19 protein-coding genes are annotated in these 19,867 nt (G+C 60.4%); 5 read left to right on the plus strand and 14 right to left on the minus strand.

Annotated elements, in window-relative coordinates; genetic code table 11:
* Positions 1 to 153: 153 nt before the first annotated feature.
* The 4 genes from QP904_RS03320 to upp all read right to left on the minus strand — a co-directional run bounded on the left by QP904_RS03320 (position 154) and on the right by upp (position 3,993).
* On the minus strand, positions 154 to 1,581 hold the full coding sequence (locus tag QP904_RS03320) for an NAD(P)H-quinone dehydrogenase (protein ID WP_023020677.1): 1,428 nt from the start codon (positions 1,579 to 1,581) through the stop codon (positions 154 to 156).
* A 70-nt stretch (positions 1,582 to 1,651) separates the two neighbouring features.
* A complete protein-coding gene (locus tag QP904_RS03325; protein WP_023020676.1) occupies positions 1,652 to 2,842 on the minus strand; it encodes a M20 family metallopeptidase in 1,191 nt (396 codons plus the stop codon).
* A 93-nt stretch (positions 2,843 to 2,935) separates the two neighbouring features.
* Positions 2,936 to 3,310: a type II toxin-antitoxin system RelB family anti-toxin gene (gene relB / locus QP904_RS03330; protein ID WP_200288196.1), complete on the minus strand. Its 375-nt coding sequence runs from the start codon at positions 3,308 to 3,310 to the stop codon at positions 2,936 to 2,938.
* Between the two features lie 47 nt (positions 3,311 to 3,357).
* Positions 3,358 to 3,993 carry a uracil phosphoribosyltransferase gene (gene upp, locus QP904_RS03335; protein ID WP_034656252.1) on the minus strand — a complete coding sequence of 212 codons (636 nt, stop codon included), beginning with the start codon at positions 3,991 to 3,993 and terminating at the stop codon, positions 3,358 to 3,360.
* A 57-nt stretch (positions 3,994 to 4,050) separates the two neighbouring features.
* Between upp and QP904_RS03340 the strand changes: the two genes are divergently transcribed.
* Genes QP904_RS03340 through QP904_RS03350 form a run of 3 tightly spaced genes read left to right on the plus strand, consistent with a single transcriptional unit; the run spans position 4,051 to position 6,558 of the window.
* A complete protein-coding gene (locus QP904_RS03340) occupies positions 4,051 to 4,329 on the plus strand; it encodes a hypothetical protein (RefSeq protein ID WP_049383645.1) in 279 nt (92 codons plus the stop codon).
* On the plus strand, positions 4,330 to 5,268 hold the full coding sequence (locus QP904_RS03345) for a C40 family peptidase (protein WP_284835535.1): 939 nt from the start codon (positions 4,330 to 4,332) through the stop codon (positions 5,266 to 5,268). It begins immediately after the preceding gene.
* Between the two features lie 51 nt (positions 5,269 to 5,319).
* Positions 5,320 to 6,558: a SatS C-terminal domain-containing protein gene (locus QP904_RS03350; protein WP_049383643.1), complete on the plus strand. Its 1,239-nt coding sequence runs from the start codon at positions 5,320 to 5,322 to the stop codon at positions 6,556 to 6,558.
* Positions 6,559 to 6,857: 299 nt separating this feature from the next.
* Here the strand turns inward: QP904_RS03350 and QP904_RS03355 are convergent, their stop codons facing one another.
* Genes QP904_RS03355 through QP904_RS03365 form a run of 3 tightly spaced genes read right to left on the minus strand, consistent with a single transcriptional unit; the run spans position 6,858 to position 9,487 of the window.
* Positions 6,858 to 7,883, minus strand: a complete 1,026-nt coding sequence (locus QP904_RS03355; RefSeq protein ID WP_284835536.1) for an alpha/beta hydrolase — start codon at positions 7,881 to 7,883, stop codon at positions 6,858 to 6,860.
* Positions 7,884 to 7,889: 6 nt separating this feature from the next.
* Positions 7,890 to 8,567 carry a type 1 glutamine amidotransferase domain-containing protein gene (locus QP904_RS03360; RefSeq protein WP_023020668.1) on the minus strand — a complete coding sequence of 226 codons (678 nt, stop codon included), beginning with the start codon at positions 8,565 to 8,567 and terminating at the stop codon, positions 7,890 to 7,892.
* Positions 8,568 to 8,578: 11 nt separating this feature from the next.
* Entirely contained in the window at positions 8,579 to 9,487 is a 909-nt protein-coding gene (locus tag QP904_RS03365) for an amidohydrolase family protein (RefSeq protein ID WP_396130029.1), read from the minus strand.
* 30 nt (positions 9,488 to 9,517) lie between these two features.
* Here QP904_RS03365 and QP904_RS03370 point away from each other — a divergent pair, with 30 nt between their 5' ends.
* Positions 9,518 to 10,711: a D-alanyl-D-alanine carboxypeptidase family protein gene (locus tag QP904_RS03370; RefSeq protein ID WP_284835538.1), complete on the plus strand. Its 1,194-nt coding sequence runs from the start codon at positions 9,518 to 9,520 to the stop codon at positions 10,709 to 10,711.
* Here the strand turns inward: QP904_RS03370 and QP904_RS03375 are convergent.
* The 7 genes from QP904_RS03375 to QP904_RS03405 all read right to left on the minus strand — a co-directional run bounded on the left by QP904_RS03375 (position 10,674) and on the right by QP904_RS03405 (position 17,391).
* Complete coding sequence (locus tag QP904_RS03375; RefSeq protein ID WP_284835539.1) at positions 10,674 to 11,612, minus strand: RDD family protein; 939 nt, start codon at positions 11,610 to 11,612, stop codon at positions 10,674 to 10,676. The genes QP904_RS03370 and QP904_RS03375 overlap by 38 nt on opposite strands.
* A gap of 55 nt (positions 11,613 to 11,667) precedes the next feature.
* A complete protein-coding gene (locus tag QP904_RS03380) occupies positions 11,668 to 12,747 on the minus strand; it encodes a YhjD/YihY/BrkB family envelope integrity protein (protein ID WP_284835540.1) in 1,080 nt (359 codons plus the stop codon).
* A 103-nt stretch (positions 12,748 to 12,850) separates the two neighbouring features.
* Positions 12,851 to 13,876 carry a tryptophan--tRNA ligase gene (trpS, locus tag QP904_RS03385; RefSeq protein WP_284835541.1) on the minus strand — a complete coding sequence of 342 codons (1,026 nt, stop codon included), beginning with the start codon at positions 13,874 to 13,876 and terminating at the stop codon, positions 12,851 to 12,853.
* 108 nt (positions 13,877 to 13,984) lie between these two features.
* Positions 13,985 to 14,176: a hypothetical protein gene (locus QP904_RS03390; protein ID WP_023020662.1), complete on the minus strand. Its 192-nt coding sequence runs from the start codon at positions 14,174 to 14,176 to the stop codon at positions 13,985 to 13,987.
* A gap of 51 nt (positions 14,177 to 14,227) precedes the next feature.
* Positions 14,228 to 15,199 carry a trimeric intracellular cation channel family protein gene (locus QP904_RS03395; RefSeq protein ID WP_284835542.1) on the minus strand — a complete coding sequence of 324 codons (972 nt, stop codon included), beginning with the start codon at positions 15,197 to 15,199 and terminating at the stop codon, positions 14,228 to 14,230.
* The gene (locus tag QP904_RS03400) at positions 15,199 to 16,116 is read right to left on the minus strand and encodes an exodeoxyribonuclease III (protein ID WP_284835543.1); all 918 of its coding nucleotides are present in this window, start codon (positions 16,114 to 16,116) and stop codon (positions 15,199 to 15,201) included. Before QP904_RS03400 ends, QP904_RS03395 begins: the two co-directional genes overlap by 1 nt.
* A gap of 21 nt (positions 16,117 to 16,137) precedes the next feature.
* Positions 16,138 to 17,391 (minus strand): MFS transporter, encoded by a 1,254-nt coding sequence (locus QP904_RS03405; RefSeq protein WP_284835544.1) that lies wholly within the window; start codon positions 17,389 to 17,391, stop codon positions 16,138 to 16,140.
* Between the two features lie 215 nt (positions 17,392 to 17,606).
* On the opposite strand from QP904_RS03405, the gene QP904_RS03410 reads away from it, so the two are divergent.
* Entirely contained in the window at positions 17,607 to 19,820 is a 2,214-nt protein-coding gene (locus tag QP904_RS03410) for an NADP-dependent isocitrate dehydrogenase (protein WP_284835545.1), read from the plus strand.
* The last annotated feature ends 47 nt before the right edge of the window (positions 19,821 to 19,867 follow it).

Here is a 19,867-nt window from a genome sequence, read left to right on the forward strand (position 1 = left end):
CTCAATCGGCATTCAAAAAGGCCAAATCTAACCCCCGCGACACGCCGAGCCAGACACACATTTTGACCCTTAACCCTCTAGCAACGCATGCAAAAGCGCCCGCCCTAGGCTGGTTACCAAGGCGGGCGCAAAAGAAAGGAACCGAAAGAAACTTTACTCCAGATCGTCGTGAGCCACGAGGCGTCGCGCGGCCTCGGTAATGGTGCCGGACAGAGACGGGTAAACGGCGAAGGAATCGGCCAGCTGATTTACGGTGAGCTGGTTGGTCACGGCCATGGCGATGGGCAGAATGAGCTCGGAGGCGGTCGGTGCAACGATGACGCCACCGATAACGCGGCCGGAGGTCGCGCGGCAGAAGAGCTTGACAAAGCCGTGCTGGAGCGAGCGCATCTTGGCGCGCGGGTTGGTATTCAGCGGCATGGTGATGGTGCGGGCGGCTACCTCACCGGCCTCGATTTCTGCCTGGGTGAAGCCTACAGCGGCAATCTCTGGGCGGGTAAAGACGGCGTTAGCCACGGTCTTTAGACGCAGCGGAGAAACGCCCTCACCGAGGGCGTGATACATGGCTACGCGGCCCTGCATTGCAGCAACGGAAGCCAACGGGAAGAGGTCAGAGCAATCGCCAGCGGCGTAGATGCCCGCGATATTAGTGCGGGAGACGCGGTCAACCTGAATGTGGCCAGACTTGGCGGTTTCCACGCCAACGTTCTCCAGCTTCAAGTCTTTGGTATTCGGGATGGAGCCAATAGACATGATGACATGGGAACCGGTAATTTCGCGGCCGTCTTGAGTGGTCACCAGCACATTGCCGTCCTCGGTGCGATTGACGGTTTCCACGCGGCAATTCTTTTCCAGCTCAACGCCGCGCTCGCTAAGCACGGTCTCGAGGACGTCGGCCGCGTCGGCGTCGTCATGCGGCAAAATGCGGTCGCGGGAGGCAACCATGGTGACCTTAACGCCCAGCTCCGCAAAGGCGGAGACGAACTCGGCACCGGTGACGCCGGAACCGACGACGATGAGGTGCTCCGGCAGCTCGGTGAGGTTATAAACCTGCTGCCAGGTAAGGATGCGTTCGCCATCCGGCTGCGCACCAGGTAGCACGCGCGGGGTGGCGCCGGTAGCTACCAAGACGAGATCTGCGTTAATGGTTTCCTCGTGGCCATCCTCATTGAATACGGCAGTGACCTTATGGCCGCCGAAGGCATCGGCTTCCTGATCCTCTGGGAAATAGCCGCGGCCATCGATAACGCGTGCGCCCAGGGACTCCACAGTGGCGCGGATATCGGAGGACTGCTTGCTTGCCAGATCCTGCACGCGCTTATTCAGTGCGGTCAAGGAAAGATGGGCCTGACCAATGCCCTGGTTAAGTTCCATATCCTCGGCACGGCGCAGGTCGGTCTTGATATTGGCACCAGCGATGAAGGACTTGGAAGGAACACAGTCCAAGATAACGCTGTTGCCGCCCATGCCCTGGTCTTCAATAATGGTGATTTCTGCACCATATTTAGCACCTGCCAACGCGGCCTCATAGCCGGCTGGGCCGCCGCCGATGATGACGATTCGCTTGGTCTGGTTCAACACGCACTTGCTCCTTTATCGGCTCCACTTTAAAAGTCGCTTACGAGTCTAACGTGTGGGACCTTAAAGCGCGTTAGTCTGTCTCCGCATTCTCCCCTATGAACTGCTCAACCACGGCGCCGAAGAGTTTGATGCCCACGCCGATGGCTCGCTCGTCCACGATGAGATCGCCCATGTGCAGGTCATGCTGTTCGCCTTCGCCGGACCAGCAACCCAGCCGCGCCATGGAACCGGGGACCTTTTCCAAGTACCAAGAAAAGTCTTCGCCACCGGAGGACTGCGGGGCCTGGACCACGGCCTGCGGATCGATGGATTGGGCGGCGGAGGCAAGCAGGGCGGTTGCGACGTCGTCGTTAAGCACCGGTGGTACGCCGCGGTTATAGGTCAGCTCATGTTCTACGCCTACCGGCGCGAGGATTTGATCCACCAGTTCGGTAAAGAGGCTTTGCATATCGCGCCAGATGCCAATATCGGCCGTGCGCATGGTGCCAGTCAGGCTGCCGGTCTCTGGAATGGCATTGGGTGCATACCCCGAGTTGACCTGGCCAAAGACCAAAACGGTGCCGGTGCGCGGGTCAACGCGGCGCGAGAGCAGCGCGGGCAGTTCGGTGATGACCTTGCCCAGGGCATAGACGACGTCGGCGGACAGGTGCGGACGGGAGGTATGCCCGCCCGGACCCTTGATATTGAGCTCCACTACGTCAGTAGCGGAGGTTATCGCCCCGGCGCGAATGCCAATTCGGCCCACGCGCAGCTTGGGCTCGGCGTGGATGGCAAAAATGGAATGCACGCCTTCCAACGCGCCCCATTCAATAACGTCGGTCGCACCGCCGACCCATACTTCTTCGGCGGGTTGGAAGATGACTCGAATACCCAGCGGCAGGTCGTGGACACGCTGAAAATCCGCCAACGCGCAGGCCAAGCCGAGCGCCACGGTGGTGTGTACATCGTGGCCGCAAGCATGCATCTTGCCGGGCACCTCAGAGGTATATTCCAGGCCGGTGACCTCGGTGACTGGCAGGGCATCAATATCCGCGCGGAAAGCTAATCGGCCTAATTCCGTATCGGGGCCAATGTCTACCATGAGGCCGGTCTGTGGGAAACGCTGGGGCACCAGACCGTAGTCCTGCAGGATTGAGGCGAGAAAGTTGGTGGTTTCTACCTCTTGGTTCGCGGTTTCCGGGTGGCGGTGGATATGGCGCCGCCACGCGATGACCTCCGCACGGTGGGCATTGAACCACTCGTTGATGAATTCCGAGATCATCCGCGTGCCTTCCCTGTCGTTGAAATACGTCTGGGTGCAAAGTCTACAACTAGACCATGCGGTTCAGTAACTCAGGTGGTGATACGGGGTGCGCTAGGTCAGAGCTCCATTCCACGTAGCGGCAAACCGACGCTGATCCACATAGCCTTGTGGGAAGGGCGCGACATCCTCGGCGGCCGCCACCGCGGAATCAGCTAAGTGCCCTTCCACCACGTCTCCGCCGGCTGGCAGCAATACCGCCGGCGGGATCTCTAGGGCTAGGGCCAGCTTATATACCGTAGAAAGCTGCGGGTCGGCCATGGCATGCACGCCATTTTCATTGCGCTCCAAATTGGAAATTTGGCTGCGGGAGACCCCAGAAATCTCCGCGAGCGCCTGTTGCGAAATCCCCCTACGTTTCCGCACGCGCCGCAATTGCTGTGAAAATCCGTGGCCATAACTCGACCACATTAAATGAATGAAACTCATATACTCCCCCTGGAAAGTGCGGTCGCCTTTCCAGGGAGAACACTACCTTAAAGGTCGATATTGCGCGGGCCGTAGAGGCGGTCGCCAGCATCACCCAATCCCGGCACGATATAAGCATCTTCATTCAGGGAAGGATCGATGGCGGCGGTAACCAAACGTACCGGCAGGCCGGATTCGGCCAGTGCATCCACGCCTGGCTGTGCCGAGACCATGCAAATGGCGGTGATATCGGTGGCGCCGCGGTCAGCAAGTAGGCGCAATGCGTGCAGCAGAGAACCACCGGTAGCCAGCATCGGATCCACCACAAACACAGTGCGGCCGGTGAGATCTTCCGGCAGTGCTTCCAAGTACGGCACCGGTTCGTGTGTCTCTTCATTGCGGGCCATGCCGATAAAGCCGACCTGTGCATCCGGAATCATGGACAGGGCCGGATCCACCATGCCCAGCCCGGCGCGGATGATCGGCACGATAATGGGCGGGTCCTGCAGGCGGGTGCCTTGTGCGGTAGAAACCGGGGTGGCGCAGTCGAAGTTCTCCACGGCAAGATCGCGGGATGCCTCGTACACGAGCATGGCGCCCAAGTCTTTCAGGGCGGCGCGGAAAGCGGAGTTATCGCTGCGCGCATCGCGCATGAGTGTCAGGCGGGCGGCGGCTAGCGGGTGGTCTACTACGTGGATGTCCATGACCACCACTTTAAACTTTTTGGGAACCAAATGGGCCATTGGGCAGTCCAATAGGGCATGAGACCTTTCACGATCGATACCGACTATGCCCGCCACCTTGCCCGCGACCTGCATGCCCAGTCCCAAGGGGAGAATCCGCCCCATCCCGTTTTGCCTGAAGATTCCGCTTTCACTGCTTTTAATGAGGCCGTGCATGCCGCGCTCGATAATGTGGGCGCGCGCATGAGCGTGCTACGCAACGATATGGGGCAGGTAGCCCACTCCGGTTTCCAGATGTCGCGCGAGGCAGAAGATACCGATGCCGCGCTAGGCCAGCATCTTGGGGCGGCGATGTAGATGCTCGATAGCGCGCTCAAGCAGATCGCCACTATGCAACCGGCGCAGCTTCCGGAGGTAGAGCTTCCCCGCGTGCCGGACCTTTCCGCCGCCGCGCCTTTGGCAGCCATCGCCCACGGCAATCCCGCTCCTTTACTCGAGTCAGCCAAAAACATCGACCTCGATAAGGAAACCATCTCGGCTGCGCTCGGCCAAGCCCGCACCTTAGTGACAGGCACCATCCGGGATCTGGTGGGCATCGCGACACAATTGCTGCGCCAGGGACTTCCCACCGCGCTGGGTCTTCTTTCGCTGGATCCGTCCACGCGTGCCGCCGCCATGGCCAAGCTGCGCGCGCTTGTCTCCCAGCACCTGGGCATGGCTACTGCTCGCGTGCAACGCCTGATGGGTGATCTCAGCGCTGCCGCTCAATCTTTACAACCGGTGGCGCAGCGGCCGGTACACTCCGCGCTTGCCGACGCCCCCGCGCACCCCACCAGCTCCCCACATCCCATTACCCTTCCGGAACAACCTGCGGCAGGCGCTGGAGCCGACGCCACGGCACACGAAGCGCACTCTCCCTCGCCCACACCAGAGTCCGCGGCCGAAGGTGGTTCTGCCGCCGGTCAGGCTGCCGTCGCCGCCGCGAAGAGCCAAGTGGGCCAGCCCTATGTATGGGGAGGTACTGGAAACGGCGGCTTTGATTGTTCGGGGCTTACCCAATGGGCCTACTCCCAGGCCGGGGTGGAGTTACCGCGCACTGCGGACCAGCAAGCCATCGGTCAGCAGGTCAGCGCGGATCAATTGCAGCCCGGTGACCTGGTGGTCTGGGATGGGCACGTAGCAATGTATTCCGGCAATGGCGAAATAGTAGAGGCTGGAGATCCGGTGCAAACCAACCCGCTGCGCACTACAAATATGGGCATGCAATTCAAAGGATTTTGGCGCCCCACGGCCTAAGGCCGATGCGCTCTCGCGCGGTACTTGAGGCGTTGGGTAGACTAAAACGCCATGAGCACCCGCGCAATTGTACCTGTAAAGCTCTCGCTGACCGAGGGCGATTTTTATACCCTCTGGGCACCCAAGTGGCGCCAAAGTGGCTCCGAATGGCAGGCCTTTCTGGGCGATGATGAGGATGTCCTAGCCTTTAACTCGCCGGCCGAGCTGCTGTGCTTCGTGGAGTCTGGCACCAAGCACGATTTGCTGGACCATCCGCTGTGGGACCAGTTTGCCGGCCGTGATGCGGACCGCGTTACCCCAGCCGAGCGCGATGAGTATGACCTCATCGGCATGCCGGTGGCGCTAGCTGGTCGCCCGAGCCACCAGAACGTGTCCACCGTGGCCCGCAACCTGGAGATTGCCTCCGCGCTTGCTGACGTCGCCGGTGCAGAACACACCACCATCTTCTTCGCTTCCCACTCCATTCTGCGCAATGTCTCCCGCGGCGCCGACCACTACTCCGGCGAGCAGGGCATGAGCGAGTGGTCCGGCGTGGGCCACGTCATCGCCGGCAATTGGAAGGGAGTCATCGAGGATCTGGATCAGCACGTTCGCGTGGTCTCCACCGATGACTTTGACGCGGCCAAGGTTTCCGATGCCAAGGAGCGCATCTCTTCTGCTGCCGCCGCCTCCGCAGCAGCGGCTAAGGAAGCCGAAGAAAAGCGCAAGGCCGCCGCCGAGGCAGCCGACCCGTACGACAACTCCCCGTGGGCCGCCGCCGGCATCGATCCCATCAAGATCACCGCGCAATCCAAGTCCGTCTACACCCTGCGCACCTACCTGGACGGCAAACCCATCTTCTTGGGCAAGTGGGGCGAAATCTTCACCTTCGATTCTCCGAAGACCTTGGTGCGCTGGATCATGGACAACGATGACCACGACCTAGCCCGCGTATCCACTTGGGAAGAGGTTGTCTCCGCTGCCAACGCCGGCGAATTGGAGGTACAGGTCCACCCGGATAACCAGTACTCTTTCAATGGCATTGTGCGCGATATTGAAAAGGGCCCAGAGGCTGTCGATTCCGATCAGATGGCGCGTTGCTACGAAGTATGCGCCGATGCCGCCGACTGGGCGGGCGACGATTCCATTAACTCCTATATGCTGGCCAACCCCCGCCTGCAGGACTACTTGGGCTACATGCTCGGCTCTACCGAGCACGCCGGCTATGTCCCCTCTAAGCCGTATAACGAGCACGCCGAGTCGTGGAAGGGCTTGGAAGACATGCTCATCAAGCGCTTCTCCAAGTTCTAAACCCGCACGGTCTGTGCCGCCTCACTTCTTCTCTACCACACAACAGGTGGGAGGAGCGGGGCGGCTTTCTGCGTTTAGTGGCCCCGTTCTTCTTTTTCTTGGCGTCGGCTCCGGTCGCGCATGTATTTATCGAAAAGCAGCCATACGATAAACAAGCCGAGCCCGACAATGGACCGGGCCAGGGTCCCTAGTCCAAAGACCCCGCCCAGTATCAGGCCGAGCACAATAGCGCTGACGAAGAATACGACCCACGATACGTGCGTGTTGTAGTTCACCGCTTGACCTCCCTGAGTGTGACTTTAAAGGTGGCGGCGGAGGTGGTCAATGAGGGCGTCGATAAGCTCACGCGATTGCGGGGCCTTGGGTTTAATCTGGTCAAACCCGTGGTAGGCACCGGCCCATACATCGAGGGTGGTTTCCACGCCGGCTGCGTCGAGGACTCGAGCAAAAGCGACGGATTCATCGCGGAAAAGATCAATGCCACCGACTCCGATCCAGGTCGGCGGCAGGCCGGAGAGATCGGCTCGCGTGGCCGGCGAAGCATAGCGCGGCAGGTCAACATCCAGGTGATCGTTTCCCAGGTACATGGACCACGCGCCGCGGTTCGAGCCGGCCGTCCAGATGAACTGGCCCACCGCGCCGGACTTATCCGTGGTGCGGTGATCGAGCATGGGATAGACCAATCCGAGCGCGCGGACCGGGTGGCCCTCGTCGAAGGCACGCTGGACTAGGCCCGCGGCGAGGCCACCGCCTGCGCTATCACCGGCGACGGCGATGCGCGAGGTATCTCCGCCCAAGGTATCGCCGTGTTCTTGTACCCAACGCAGCGCGGCATAGCATTCATTGTGATCCGCGGGAAAGGGCTCCTGGGTGGATTTGTGGTAGCGCGGGGCTACCACGATCGCGCCCAGCTCGGCCGCCATACGAGCATTTTGCGGGTCATACATGGCCGGACCACCGATGAGATGGCCGCCGCCGTGCGTCCACACCACCACGGGGCGCGGTCCTGATGCGGCTGCTCCTGCGGAAGCACTGCGTGGGGTAAGTACGCGGGCGCTAAAAGCGTGGCCATCGAAGGAGGCGGAAAGCTCCGTAATGTCCACCGCATGTCGGATCGGCCGAGAAAAGTCGATGGTGGCGAAGAAGCGGCTGGCGCGGGCAAAGGTGGCGTCGGGAAGCACGTGCATCGGCAGATATAAAACCGGGCTGCGCAACCCTGGTGCTACCTCGCGCAGGTACGGCCGCCGACTTAGTGCATATGCCACCGCCCCAGCGGCCGCGGCAACCCCGGTTAGGGCTGCCCCGGCCTTGAGAAATCGCGGCATGCGCATTTAGAAGTCGCGCAAGATGCGCTGTGCCAGCGGCTCGGAAGATGCCGGGTTCTGGCCAGTGTAGAGGTTGCGGTCCACGATGACATTAGGGGACATCGGGTCAGTTTCCTGGTAGTCCGCACCGAGCTCACGCAGGCGGGTCTCCAGCGCCCACTTAGCTGCGGCCACCATCTCCTCGCCTTCTTCGGCATTGCTAAAGGCGGTCATCTTGTAGCCCTTGAACGGCCAATTCTCGTTATCCACTGCCAAGAGCGCAGCCGGGGCATGGCAGACCAAGCCGAGGGCGCGACCAGAATCCATGCGCGCCTGCAGGAGCTTAGCGGAATCCTGGTCATAGGCCAGATCCTCCATCGGGCCATGGCCGCCTGGGTAGAAGATGAGGTCATAGTCTTCCTCATTGACATCGGCCAGGTTCATCGGGTTTTCCAGCGCTACGCCCAACTCTGCCAGGTAGTTCTCCTGTGCCTCACGCACGTTGTCTGGCAGTACCTCCAGGCTGTACTCGTCTACGACCGGAGCCTTCGCACCCGGGGTGGCGAAGTGGATATCCCAGCCTGCGCCTTGGAAGACGCGGTGCGGGGCAATAAGCTCCTCGGCCCAGTAGCCGGTGGGACGCTTGGTCCCATCGGCGAGAGTCCACTCTTCAGCAGCGGTAACAACAAAAAGTACGGAAGGCATGTAGTTCTCCTTTAGTCAGTAATTTCTTCAGCGGCGTCTGCCGCATCAGCGAGGGATTCCTCCGTGTCCGGGCCAGCAAGCTCCGGATCAGATAATTCCTCGTATGCTGGCAGGATAACCGTTTCTAGCAGATGCTGCCGTAATTCCTGGTCAGCGAAGGAATTCTCCACTGCTTTGACGGTGAGATCGAAAAATTCTTCCAGCCCGTAGCCAAAAGTCTCGCTCAAGGCGAGGAATTGCTCGGTGAGCGTGGACTGTCCGGAGGACACGGCGCAGGTAAAGCCTAGCTGTTGCAGCAGAGGCAGTGGGTGGTCAGTCAGCTCCTCGGCCTCCTCCAGTGGGGTAAAGACGAGTGGAATGTGGCGGTCGCGAATGTAGCCAGAGGCCTTACCGGGCACGATGCCTTCGATATTCGCAGTGAAGTCATCGATCATATTCACCGGGTGGATCAGGCGGTTCACGCCGGACTGAGCGGCGCGCTCTACTTCTGCGAAGTCCTCTCCCACCAGGATCTGGGTAGGCAGGTAAGCCGCGCGGAAATCTGCGGCCGCACTCGCCTGGTTTTGTGGCAGGCTATAACCCACCACGGGGGCATCATCAGGCACTGCTTCCTCTGGGGCCGAACCAGCGAGGACGATGCGGGAATCAAGGTTAGGGACCCCAGCAGCGACGGCGGCTTCGGCAACCGCGGCAGCGTCCAGGCCGATCTCTGCTGGATCCAAGTGTAGTTCCGCATAGACCACGCCATCAGCGGCCAAGGCTTCGTAACGCTCGCGGATTGTCGCGGTCAGCTCCTCCGGCGTGGCGGCCGTGGAACTGATGGTCTCAAAGAGGGAGACCTTAGGAAGCTTGGCCACCACGTCGGCAGCGGAGTCCTTATTTTCTGGGCTAATTAAAGGCGCGTCATGCATGCGTCCCATCGTAGGCACGGGCCTATGATGTGTCATGTCATGAAAAGAATTCTCGCTAGTTCTCTCACCGCCGTCTTGCTGAGCGGCCCACCGCTCGCGCTGGCGGAAGCGCCGACTACTCCTACCACCACGCGAACCACTGCCCCGGATACCGATAGGTGCCCTCACGCCGAGCGGCCGGAAAAGGCCACTACCACCTCGGAGCGGCTCGCCCCCGGGCAAGCCGCTCCCACCCCGCTGCCGCCGGTGGATAGCGATGAGGCCTGTGGCACTACCCTGCCTGCGGGGTTCCATGTGGACAAGGATGTAGTGGCCGCAGCATGGATGGTCTCCGATATCGATACCGGCGAGATTATCGCGATGAAGGACCCTAACGGCCGCTACCGGCCGGCCTCTATCATTAAGGCGCTGCTGGCGCTCGTGGTCATCGACGAACTAGATCTGCACAAGAAGGTCGAGGTACACGAAGAATCTGCACAGATTGACGGCTCTGCGGTCGGCATCGGCCCCGGTGGCAAATACACGGTGGAGCAGCTCCTTGAGGGCTTGCTTATGGCCTCCGGCAACGATGCCGCGCACGCGCTGGCACAGGAATTGGGTGGCGACGAGGTCACTTTGCGCAAGGTCAATGATAAGGCGGCCGAGATTGGCACGAATTCCACCTTCGCGGCCAGCTACTCCGGGCTCGACGCCCCGGGGATGTCTACCTCGGCCAAGGATATTTCCCTCATTTACCGCGCGGCCTTCCATAACCCGACCTTTGCACGCATTGTCGATACGGAGTCCGTAGATTTTCCCGGCTGGGGCGACTTTGATGGCTACCAATTAGGAAACGATAACGGGCTTTTCCTCAACGATCCGGACGGCATTGGTGGCAAGACGGGTTTTACCGATGACGCGCACCATACCTTCGTCGGTGCGCTCGATCGCCATGGTCGGCGCTTGCAGGCGGTCCTGCTCGATACCACCGTGGAGCACGGCCCGCGTGCCTGGGAACAGGCCCAAAAGCTTTTGTACGAGGCCTATAAGGTTTCCCCTGGGGATGGCGTAGGCCAGCTGCTTTCCGACGCCGACTCCCCTGCCTCCCCCGCACCCACACCTGCGCCCGATACCCAGGCACAATCTGCGAGCTCCTCTTTAGCTGGGGTGCAGGGGTGGCTTGGCTGGGTCATCGCTGGCGCTGTAGCTTTGCTGGCTATTTGCGTGGGTGCTTTTTCACTACTTCGGCGTTAGCCCACTCATCGTGGGAGCCGCGGCGGTTATTTTTCTCCGTAATGGTGAAGGTGTGCACGCCGGCACCCACCCAGCTGGCGAAGGTACCAGGTCCCGGCACAACATTGACTAGGCGCCACCACTGACGCTTTGCGGACTGGGTGAGGCTAAGCCGCTCTTTGGTATCGACATCGCGCACTGTGTAGCCCATCAGCAGCTTGGCCGGGCTGGCGCCGAGCCAACACTCAGTGCCCAAAACGTAGAGCAGCAAGATGATGGCACCACCGATAAACGTCGAGAGTTCATCCACACCACCAGAAAGCAGCGCGCCGCCGAAGCTACCGCTGATGAGTGAGAAAAAGAATAGGTCCAAAATGGCCATTCCGATGCGCGCATCTTGACCGGCGCGCTGACTGATTTCAGGCGCTGGGTGTTGTAGCAGCGGTGCGGGGACGCCCGCGTTCGCCGTTGCCGGCGGGAATGGATTGTGCTGCGGGGCAAAGGGGTTGCGTGAATACGGCGACCCGTAAGGGCTAGCAGTCTGCGCAAATCGTGGTTCTTGGTGCGCTTGGTACCCCGGTCCTGCCGCCTGACCAGACTGAAAGAACTGAGCCTGCTGCGACTGCTGCGGCTGCTGCGGCCGCGGGCTCCACTGGCCTATCGCGCCCAGCTGTCCCAAGTCACCCCACGTGGGGCGCAGACCCGCCTCACACGCCTTATCGTATTCCGCGCGCTTCGCAGCAGAGCCCAAGACGCTGGCGGCGATGCGCAGCTGCGCACGCCGCGGGTCCTCGATGTCTTGACCTTGCTGCTCTAGCGACAAATCCTTGGACTCCAGTAAAACTAAGAGTTCCCGCTCGCCATCGCGGCGGTCTAGTCCCCATTCTTCATAAAGATTCGGTGCGATGTCATTGGCGTTCATAATGTTCTATCTTAAAGCCGAATAGCAGCGGCGTCCTCACCCCTTAGGAGGAGATTTACTTGCGGCGCAGCAAGCTAAACGCACCCACGGCCGCAGCACCCAAAGCAGCACCAATGCCGAAGGTCGCGCCTGCCGGTGCGCCCTCCTTGACCTCATTGCGCACGCGAATTACGGCTGGCTCTGGGACAGGCGGGTGCGCAAACTTCAGGGACTCGGCGGTGGTGGCGGTCCACGCGGAGATATACAGCACCACGCGCCAAATCAGGTACATGACCACCATGAGCACGATGACCGGACCGAAGACCGCACCGGCGGGGCTGCCGGTAGCAGAAGACATGATGACCGTAGACAGTTGCTTGAGCAGCTCGAAAGCCACCGCACCGATGGCCGCACCGATGAGGCCAGATTTCTTCGGCACCTTGGTGCGCGGCAGGATCATAATCATCCACCACATGACGATGAAGTTAGCCAATAGGCCCACTGCCAAGCCGACAAAGAAAATCACAAAATCCATGCCCGGGAAGGACTCGATGCCGACCTTCTCAAAAATCTTCTGGGTAAGACCAGAGGAACCGGCGGCAGTCACGCCAAAGGCGATGAGGAACGCCAGGATCAGGCCGATGAGACCTACCAAGTCAGAAAGCTTCTTCTTCAGGAAGGAACCGCCTTCGTTGGCGTCGATGCCCCACATAGCCGAGATGCCGATGCGCAGGTTATTCATCCAGCCCAGTCCGGACCACAGGGTGGTCAAACCACCGATACCAAACATGGCCCCGCGCTGCTCAATGGCCGTATCGAGAATCTCGTTGACCGTATCGCCCATATCGCCATCTAGCGAGCTGGTGATCTGGGACTGCAAGTCATTGAGCAAGTCCTCGCGATTAGCCAAGACGGCGGCGACGGTAGCCACGATCAGCATCGCGAGCGGGAAGATAGACAGCACCGAGTAATAGGTGATGCCGGCGGCAAATTGGTTTCCGCCTTCTGCACCATAGCGCTCGTTCATGCGCATCAGATGATCAACGAATCCGGACTTGGCGCGGATCTTATCTACCGCACCGGGATCGTCGGCATTGGCGCGTTCGATGCCGTAGTGGTCCGTCTTCTTCGAGGAGGATCGCGTGGTGGTAGGCACGTGCTTCCCTTCTTGCTCGCACAGTATTTATCCCACCTAGAGTAACTGGCAAATGTCCTGTTGTCCCTTTGTGGGGTGGAGCACGGGGGAAGCAGCCCCCTTGCTACTTGCGCAGGCGAGGAAGGAAGCCGACCTTTTCATAGACGTCGTCGACAAGCGGCTGGGCAATTTCTTGCGCCGTTTCTGCGCCCTTGGCCAGGATGCGCTCGAGCTCGCCGCGATCCGCCATCAGCTCGTCGTAGCGTGCCTTGAGCGGAGTGGTAAATTCCTGCAGCGCATCTGCGGTATCGACCTTAAGGTGGCCATAGCCTTGGCCGGCGTACTTCTCCACCAGGGAATCGATGGATTCACCGGTCAGCGCGGACTGGATGACCAATAGGTTAGACACACCCGGCTGATTTTCGCGGTCAAAGGCTACCGAGCCCAAGTCATCCGTTACGGCGGACTTAATGCGCTTGGCTGAGGTCTTCGGCGCATCCAAGAGATTGACCAAGCCCTTGGGGTTGGCACCGGACTTAGACATCTTGGAGGTCGGCTCCTGCAGGTCATAAATCTTGGCCGCGCCCTCTGGGATAAACGGCTCGGGCACCTTGAAGATATCGCCGTACTTATTGTTGAAGCGCTCGGCCAGGTTGCGGGTCAACTCCAGATGTTGGCGCTGGTCTTCGCCCACGGGCACATAATCCGGCGAGTACAGCAGAATATCTGCGGCCATGAGGATCGGGTAGGTAAATAGGCCTACCGAGGTGCGGTCCGATCCCTGCTTGGCGGATTTGTCCTTGAACTGGGTCATGCGGGAGGCCTCACCAAAACCGGTCAGGCACTGAAAGACCCAGGTCAACTCCGTGTGCGCAGGCACGTGCGACTGGACAAAGAGCGTGGACTTGTCCGGGTCAATGCCTAGGGCAATAAGCTGGGCGGCACCCGCGATGGTGCGGTTGCGCAGCTCCTCCGGATTTTGCTCTACGGTTATCGCGTGCAGGTCAGGGATGAAGTAGAAGGCATCATAGCCGTCCTGCAGGTCAATCCACTGCTTCAGCGCTCCCAGGTAATTACCCAGGTGATAGGAATCAGCGGTGGGTTGGATACCGGACAGGACGCGGGAAACGGTGGAATTGTCTGCAGTCATGGTGCTTTATCCTACCCCCTAGCTCCGGCGCGCGGTCCACATCCTTCCCCCACCGGATCGAAAAATTCCCCCCCGCCCACAGGGCAGAGGGAATGCGACGCAAAGATTTTAAATCTTGCGGGAGGTGGGGCTGACCACGTCCATCAGGATGGCCCAACCGGAAACCATCAGCGCGCCACCTACGCCCATGAGCACGATGGGGCCGAGGAAAGCGAAGGATGGTCCAACAATGGTCCACCACCAGATGCTCAGGCCGAGGATTACAGCGCCGAGGACGAAAGAAATAATTGCGCGAGCCATGAACTTTCTCCGTTGCAGATTACTGAATTTTTTGACCTACCTATAGTAGCACTACTGCTTGTGTTTAGGCGCCTTGCGCTTGCCGACGTCCCCCTTATTGAAGCTCCACTGCTGCTCCACGTTTACTCCCCTCGCCCCTGGCGAGTGCCGGCCACTCGGCCGGGTAATCGATTGTTGCTTCGGCCGACGCGCGATGCGGTTGCTCGAAATATCGCCGTAGTCCGCCCCCTCTGCCGCAGTAGAAAAAGCTCGTGTCTTGTTCTTAAACGGGCGGCTTAAAGGCCTAGTCAACGGGCGCGTGATGGGGCTGGCATAGCGCGTGGCCGCACCCGCCTTGCGCTTAGCTTTGCGAGCGCCATCGCGCACGATGCGCGCGGACAACCGCAAACGCGGGTCCATCTGCTGTTCGGCATCACGATATTCAAAGACGGGCAAGCCCTTCTTGAAGTAAATCGCAGCCAAACGAGCAATGAAACACACAGAGGCAGTGATGATCGCGGTCGGTTCCTCAGCCAGACCACCGTGGTAGAGCGCCATAAATAGCGCCGCGGCCAGCAGCGAGATGGCGGCATAATACTCGCCGGAAAAGACCAGCGGAATGCGGTCTGAAAGCAGGTCACGCAGCACGCCACCAAAGACGCCGGAAATCACCGCAGACACCGAGGCAATAATGAACCCATGGCCCAGGTGGACTGCGATTTGGGTACCCAGCACCGAAAAGACCGCGAGCCCTAGGGCATCCAAGATGAGGAAGAGATGCCGGAAGTAGTGCATAAGGAAGGACATGCCCACCGTCACCACTGCTGCCACGATGACAATCACCAAATAAATGGGGTGCTCTACCCAGGTAAATGGAGGATCATCAAGAATCATATCGCGCACCGTGCCGCCGCCTAGCGCCGTCATGGAGGCGATCATGGTGACACCAAAAAGGTCAAGCTTTTGGCGTCCAGCGGATAATGCCGCGGTCATAGACTCGGCCGTAATGCCGACTACGTAAAGGACGCTAAATAATGGCGTCATCAGCTGTACTCCACCAGCAGTGGGGAATGGTCGGACCAGCGCTGCTCTACGGTGGGGGCCTTTTCCACCCAAGTGCGCTGCGCGCGCTCCAGCATCGGGCGGGTAGCCGCCTGATAATCGATGCGCCACCCGGCGTTGTTATTAAAGGCCTGGCCGCGGTAGGTCCACCAGGTATAGGGACCGTCTTCGTCTGGGTGGAGGCGGCGGGCCACGTCGAACCACTGTGGCTGCGCAGCCGGGGCCCACGGCTCGCCGCCGGCGTAGTCGACGACGCCCTGCCACTGTCCCAGGTTCTTCTTTTCCTGCGGCTCATCATCCGGGAACGCACCAAAGACGTGGTCCATGAAGGCGCGCTCTTCGGGCAGGTGTCCGGCCTTCTTTTCATTGGCCCTATTATTCTTCAGGTCCTGGGCGCGGTGGCAGATATTCCAATCGCCGCCTATCACCATCTCGGCCGGGCTGCCATCGGGGTTCGTGCGCGCTGAGTTATCCGCCAGAATGTCTTGGAACTCGTCCAAAAAGCGGTACTTTTCATCCAATTTCGGCGAACCCGTATCACCGGAAGGCAGGTACAGAGAAGCGACGCGAATATCGCGGGTGGTAGCGGCAATCCAGCGGCCGGCGTCGCTAAAGGAGCCGAAGCCCACTTCGACGTCGGCAAGCGGGGTGCGAGACAAGATGCCCACGCCGGCGCGGCCCTTTGCGGCGGCGTCGGCAAGAGCCAAATGCCAGCCCGCCTCCAGGGCCGGGGCCAAGGCTTTTTCGGCCTGCTGCGGGGTAGCGCGCACCTCTTGCATGAGCACGATATCGGCCGAAGTCGCCTCTAACCAGGCATTCATGCCGGGATTATTTTCATTGCGCTGCTTACACGCAGCGCGGATTCCGTTGACGTTAACGCTCGCGATGGTAAGGGTCATGCAACCAGCATATCGGTCCGTTTATGAATGGCGAGCAAGGCGCTTTTTATCCCACATCGTCGCAGCCCACACCAGGCAACCCGCAGCCGCCAGGCTGGCCCCCGCCAGCGCCGGAGCGGAGTAGCCCAAACCAGCACCCACGACGGCGCCGCCAATGGTCGCGCCCGCTGCATTCGCTATGTTCAGCGCGGACTGATTGAGCGCAGCGGCCAAAGTCTGGGCGTCGCCAGCCACATGCACCAAGCGCAGCTGCAGCGAAGGCACAAGTGTGGAGCCCATAAAGGCCACGCAGCCAAAGCAAATCGTGGCCGGGATAGCGTGTCCAGAGAGGAAGTAAAAAGCGGTAAGGATAACGATAAGGCAGGCCAAGGCAAAGATGATGCCAAACTCCAGGTTGCGGTCCGCCAGCCAGCCGCCGAAGGCATTGCCGATGGTCATGCCGATGCCATAGGCCATGAGCACGACCCAGATGAGGCTCTGATCCATGCCGGCAACCTCGGTCATGGTCCAAGAAATATAGGTATAGACGGAGAACATGCCGCCAAAGCCCACCACGCCCATGATGACGGTGAACCACACCTGGCTATTTTTAAACGCCCCGAACTCCGTGCGGATATCGGTCTGCTTCATCTCCGTCATGTGCGGCATCAGGAAGAACAGTGCAATGGCGGTGATAATGCCCAGCGCCACAACCACAAGGTAGGCCGCCTGCCAGCCTAACGCGGAGCCAAGCGCCTGCGCGGCCGGCACCCCAATGACCGTGGCGATGGCCAGCCCCATGCCCACATAGGCCATGGCTTTACCGCGGCCGCCTGGAGGCGCCATGGATGCGGCCGAAAGGTTCGCCACGGAGAAATAAGCACCGTGCGGCATACCCGCAATGAAGCGCGCCACCATGAGGATGGCGTAATTCGGCGCCACCACCGATAGCAAGTTTCCCACCACGAGGAATCCGATGAGCAGGAGGATCAAGCGACGGCGTGGGAGCTTGCCGGTAAAGGCCGCAATCAGCGGGGCGCCGACCACCACGCCCATCGCGTAGATGGTGATGAAGGTTGAGGCGTTTTCTTCCGAAATGCCAAAATCATCCGCGATAAGCGGCAGCAAGCCCATCGACACGAACTCCGTAGTGCCAATGGCAAAGGCACCAAGCGCCATCGCCACCATCACGATGGCGCGGCGACCGGCGGTAATCTCCGTTTGTAAAGGCAACGGACGACGCCGAATGCGGGGCTCGTGGGCGCTGCGCGGGCTGAGCTCATCGATAATTTTCATGGAGAGTGAGGGTACACCCCACGTTTACCTGCAGCATGTCCGCAGCGGGCGCTCGTGAATATCTCCACCCCGCCAGCCGGTGGGTGATGCTGGCCACGCAACCCTTTTCAAGGGGCGCAAATGGGGGATCACTATCAGCAAACTGGCCCACATGCCGCCCACAAAATCGGTACTCTGGGCACTTGAACAATTTTCCAACGTTACTTAGGAGAATCATGGCAAAGATTACGTGGACCCGTACCGATGAGGCGCCGCTGCTGGCGACCTACTCCCTCAAGCCCATTGTGGAGGCCTTCGCTTCTACTGCGGGCATTGACGTAGAAACCCGCGATATTTCGCTGGCCGCCCGCATCGCCGCGCAGTTCCCGGAGCGCCTGACCGAGGAGCAGAAGGTCGAAGACGCCCTGGCAGAGCTGGGCAAGATGGCCAAGACTCCGGAAGCAAATATCATCAAGCTGCCGAATATTTCCGCTTCCCTGGTGCAGCTGAAGAAGGCCATCGCCGAGCTGCAGGCTGCCGGCTACGACCTGCCTGATTACCCGGATAACCCTTCCACCGAGGAAGAAAAGGACATCGCTACCCGCTACGATTCCGTCAAGGGCTCCGCTGTTAACCCGGTGCTGCGTGAGGGCAACTCCGACCGCCGCGCACCGGAGGCCGTGAAGAACTTTGTCAAGAAGCACCCGCACCGCATGGGTGAGTGGTCCAAGGACTCCAAGACCAACGTTGCCACCATGGCGGACAACGACTTCCGCCACAATGAAAAGTCCGTCATCCTGGAAAACGAGGACACCTTGTCCATCGTCCTTAAGACCGCCGACGGCGAGCAGACCCTGCTGCCGGAGTTGCCGGTTCTCAAGGGCGAGGTCATCGACGGCACCTTCATGTCCGCCAAGGCTCTGGATGAGTTCCTCATCGCACAGGTCAAGCGCGCCAAGGAAGAGGGCGTGCTCTTTTCCACCCACCTGAAGGCCACCATGATGAAGGTCTCTGACCCCATCCTCTTCGGCCACGTCGTCCGCGCTTTCTTTGCTGATACATATGACAAGTATGGCGAGGAGCTGCTGGCTGCCGGCCTCAATGGCGAAAACGGCTTGGGCGCTATCTACGAGGGCCTGAAGAACCTGGACAATGGTGAAGAAATCAAGGCCGCTTTCGATGCCGCGCTTTCCGACGGCCCCGACCTTGCCATGGTCAACTCCCACAAGGGCATCACCAACCTGCACGTGCCTTCCGACGTCATTATTGACGCCTCCATGCCCGCCATGATCCGTACCTCCGGCCACATGTGGAATAAGAACGACGAGGAGCAGGACACCCTCGCCGTCATTCCGGATTCCTCCTACGCTGGCGTGTACCAGGCTGTTATCGAGGACTGCAAGGAAAATGGTGCCTTCGACCCGACCACCATGGGTACCGTGCCGAACGTTGGCCTGATGGCGCAGAAGGCCGAGGAGTACGGCTCCCACAATAAGACCTTCAAGATCCCGGCCGCGGGCACTGTTGAGGTTCGCAACTCCCAGGGCGAGGTCCTCATCTCCCACGATGTGGAGGAAGGCGATATCTGGCGCGCCTGCCAGACCAAGGACGCCCCGATCCAGGACTGGGTCAAGCTCGCCGTCAACCGCGCTCGCCTGTCCGGTATGAAGACCATCTTCTGGCTCGACCCGGAGCGCGGCCACGACCGCAATATCCAGTCCCTGGTGGAGAAGTACCTTAAGGACCACGACACCGAGGGCCTAGACATCTCCATCGAGGACCCGGTAACCGCTACCAAGACCTCCATCGAGCGCATCCGCCGCGGCGAGGACACCATCTCCGTTACCGGCAACGTGCTGCGTGACTACAACACGGACCTCTTCCCCATCCTCGAGCTGGGCACCTCCGCCAAGATGCTATCTGTGGTTCCACTCATGGCAGGTGGCGGCCTCTTCGAGACCGGTGCCGGCGGCTCCGCCCCGAAGCACGTCCAGCAGGTAGAAGAAGAAAACCACCTGCGCTGGGATTCCCTCGGCGAGTTCCTGGCCTTGGCTGAGTCCTTCCGCCACGAAAAGCAGACCAACGGCAACGAGAAGGCCGGCGTCCTGGCCGCTACCTTGGACAAGGCCACCGAGCGCCTGCTCAATGAGGGCAAGTCCCCGTCCCGCAAGGTAGGCGAAATCGATAACCGCGGTTCCCACTTCTTCCTGGCCACCTTCTGGGCCGAAGAGCTGGCTAACCAGACCGATGACGCCGATCTCGCCGCCGCCTTCAAGGACGTAGCTTCCCAGCTGTCCTCCCAGGCAGACGAGATTGCCCAGGCGCTTGTCGACGCCCAGGGCAACCCCGCAGACCTCGGCGGCTACTACTGGCCAAATGACGAGAAGACCTCTGCCGTCATGCGCCCGGTAGCAAAGTTCAACGAGATTATCGACGGCCTGAAGAAGTAATTCTTCCCAAAAAGCCGCCCCGCAGCGTTCATTGCTTCGCTGCGGGG

It is taken from the genome of Corynebacterium nasorum, assembly GCF_030229765.1.
Classification (GTDB): domain Bacteria; phylum Actinomycetota; class Actinomycetes; order Mycobacteriales; family Mycobacteriaceae; genus Corynebacterium; species Corynebacterium kefirresidentii.

Excerpts from the sequence above, each read along its gene's own strand:
- QP904_RS03325 (WP_023020676.1), bottom strand. The coding sequence starts at position 2,842 with ATGATCTCGGAATTCATCAACGAGTGGTTCAATGCCCACCGTGCGGAG.
- QP904_RS03400 (WP_284835543.1), bottom strand. The coding sequence starts at position 16,116 with ATGACCCTTACCATCGCGAGCGTTAACGTCAACGGAATCCGCGCTGCG.
- QP904_RS03355 (WP_284835536.1), bottom strand. The coding sequence starts at position 7,883 with ATGCCGCGATTTCTCAAGGCCGGGGCAGCCCTAACCGGGGTTGCCGCG.
- QP904_RS03395 (WP_284835542.1), bottom strand. The coding sequence starts at position 15,199 with ATGACGCCATTATTTAGCGTCCTTTACGTAGTCGGCATTACGGCCGAG.
- QP904_RS03370 (WP_284835538.1), top strand. The coding sequence starts at position 9,518 with ATGAAAAGAATTCTCGCTAGTTCTCTCACCGCCGTCTTGCTGAGCGGC.
- QP904_RS03360 (WP_023020668.1), bottom strand. The coding sequence starts at position 8,567 with ATGCCTTCCGTACTTTTTGTTGTTACCGCTGCTGAAGAGTGGACTCTC.
- QP904_RS03365 (WP_396130029.1), bottom strand. The coding sequence starts at position 9,487 with ATGGGACGCATGCATGACGCGCCTTTAATTAGCCCAGAAAATAAGGAC.
- upp (WP_034656252.1), bottom strand. The coding sequence starts at position 3,993 with ATGGACATCCACGTAGTAGACCACCCGCTAGCCGCCGCCCGCCTGACA.
- QP904_RS03410 (WP_284835545.1), top strand. The coding sequence starts at position 17,607 with ATGGCAAAGATTACGTGGACCCGTACCGATGAGGCGCCGCTGCTGGCG.
- trpS (WP_284835541.1), bottom strand. The coding sequence starts at position 13,876 with ATGACTGCAGACAATTCCACCGTTTCCCGCGTCCTGTCCGGTATCCAA.
- QP904_RS03390 (WP_023020662.1), bottom strand. The coding sequence starts at position 14,176 with ATGGCTCGCGCAATTATTTCTTTCGTCCTCGGCGCTGTAATCCTCGGC.
- QP904_RS03350 (WP_049383643.1), top strand. The coding sequence starts at position 5,320 with ATGAGCACCCGCGCAATTGTACCTGTAAAGCTCTCGCTGACCGAGGGC.
- relB (WP_200288196.1), bottom strand. The coding sequence starts at position 3,310 with ATGAGTTTCATTCATTTAATGTGGTCGAGTTATGGCCACGGATTTTCA.
- QP904_RS03345 (WP_284835535.1), top strand. The coding sequence starts at position 4,330 with ATGCTCGATAGCGCGCTCAAGCAGATCGCCACTATGCAACCGGCGCAG.
- QP904_RS03405 (WP_284835544.1), bottom strand. The coding sequence starts at position 17,391 with ATGAAAATTATCGATGAGCTCAGCCCGCGCAGCGCCCACGAGCCCCGC.
- QP904_RS03375 (WP_284835539.1), bottom strand. The coding sequence starts at position 11,612 with ATGAACGCCAATGACATCGCACCGAATCTTTATGAAGAATGGGGACTA.
- QP904_RS03340 (WP_049383645.1), top strand. The coding sequence starts at position 4,051 with ATGAGACCTTTCACGATCGATACCGACTATGCCCGCCACCTTGCCCGC.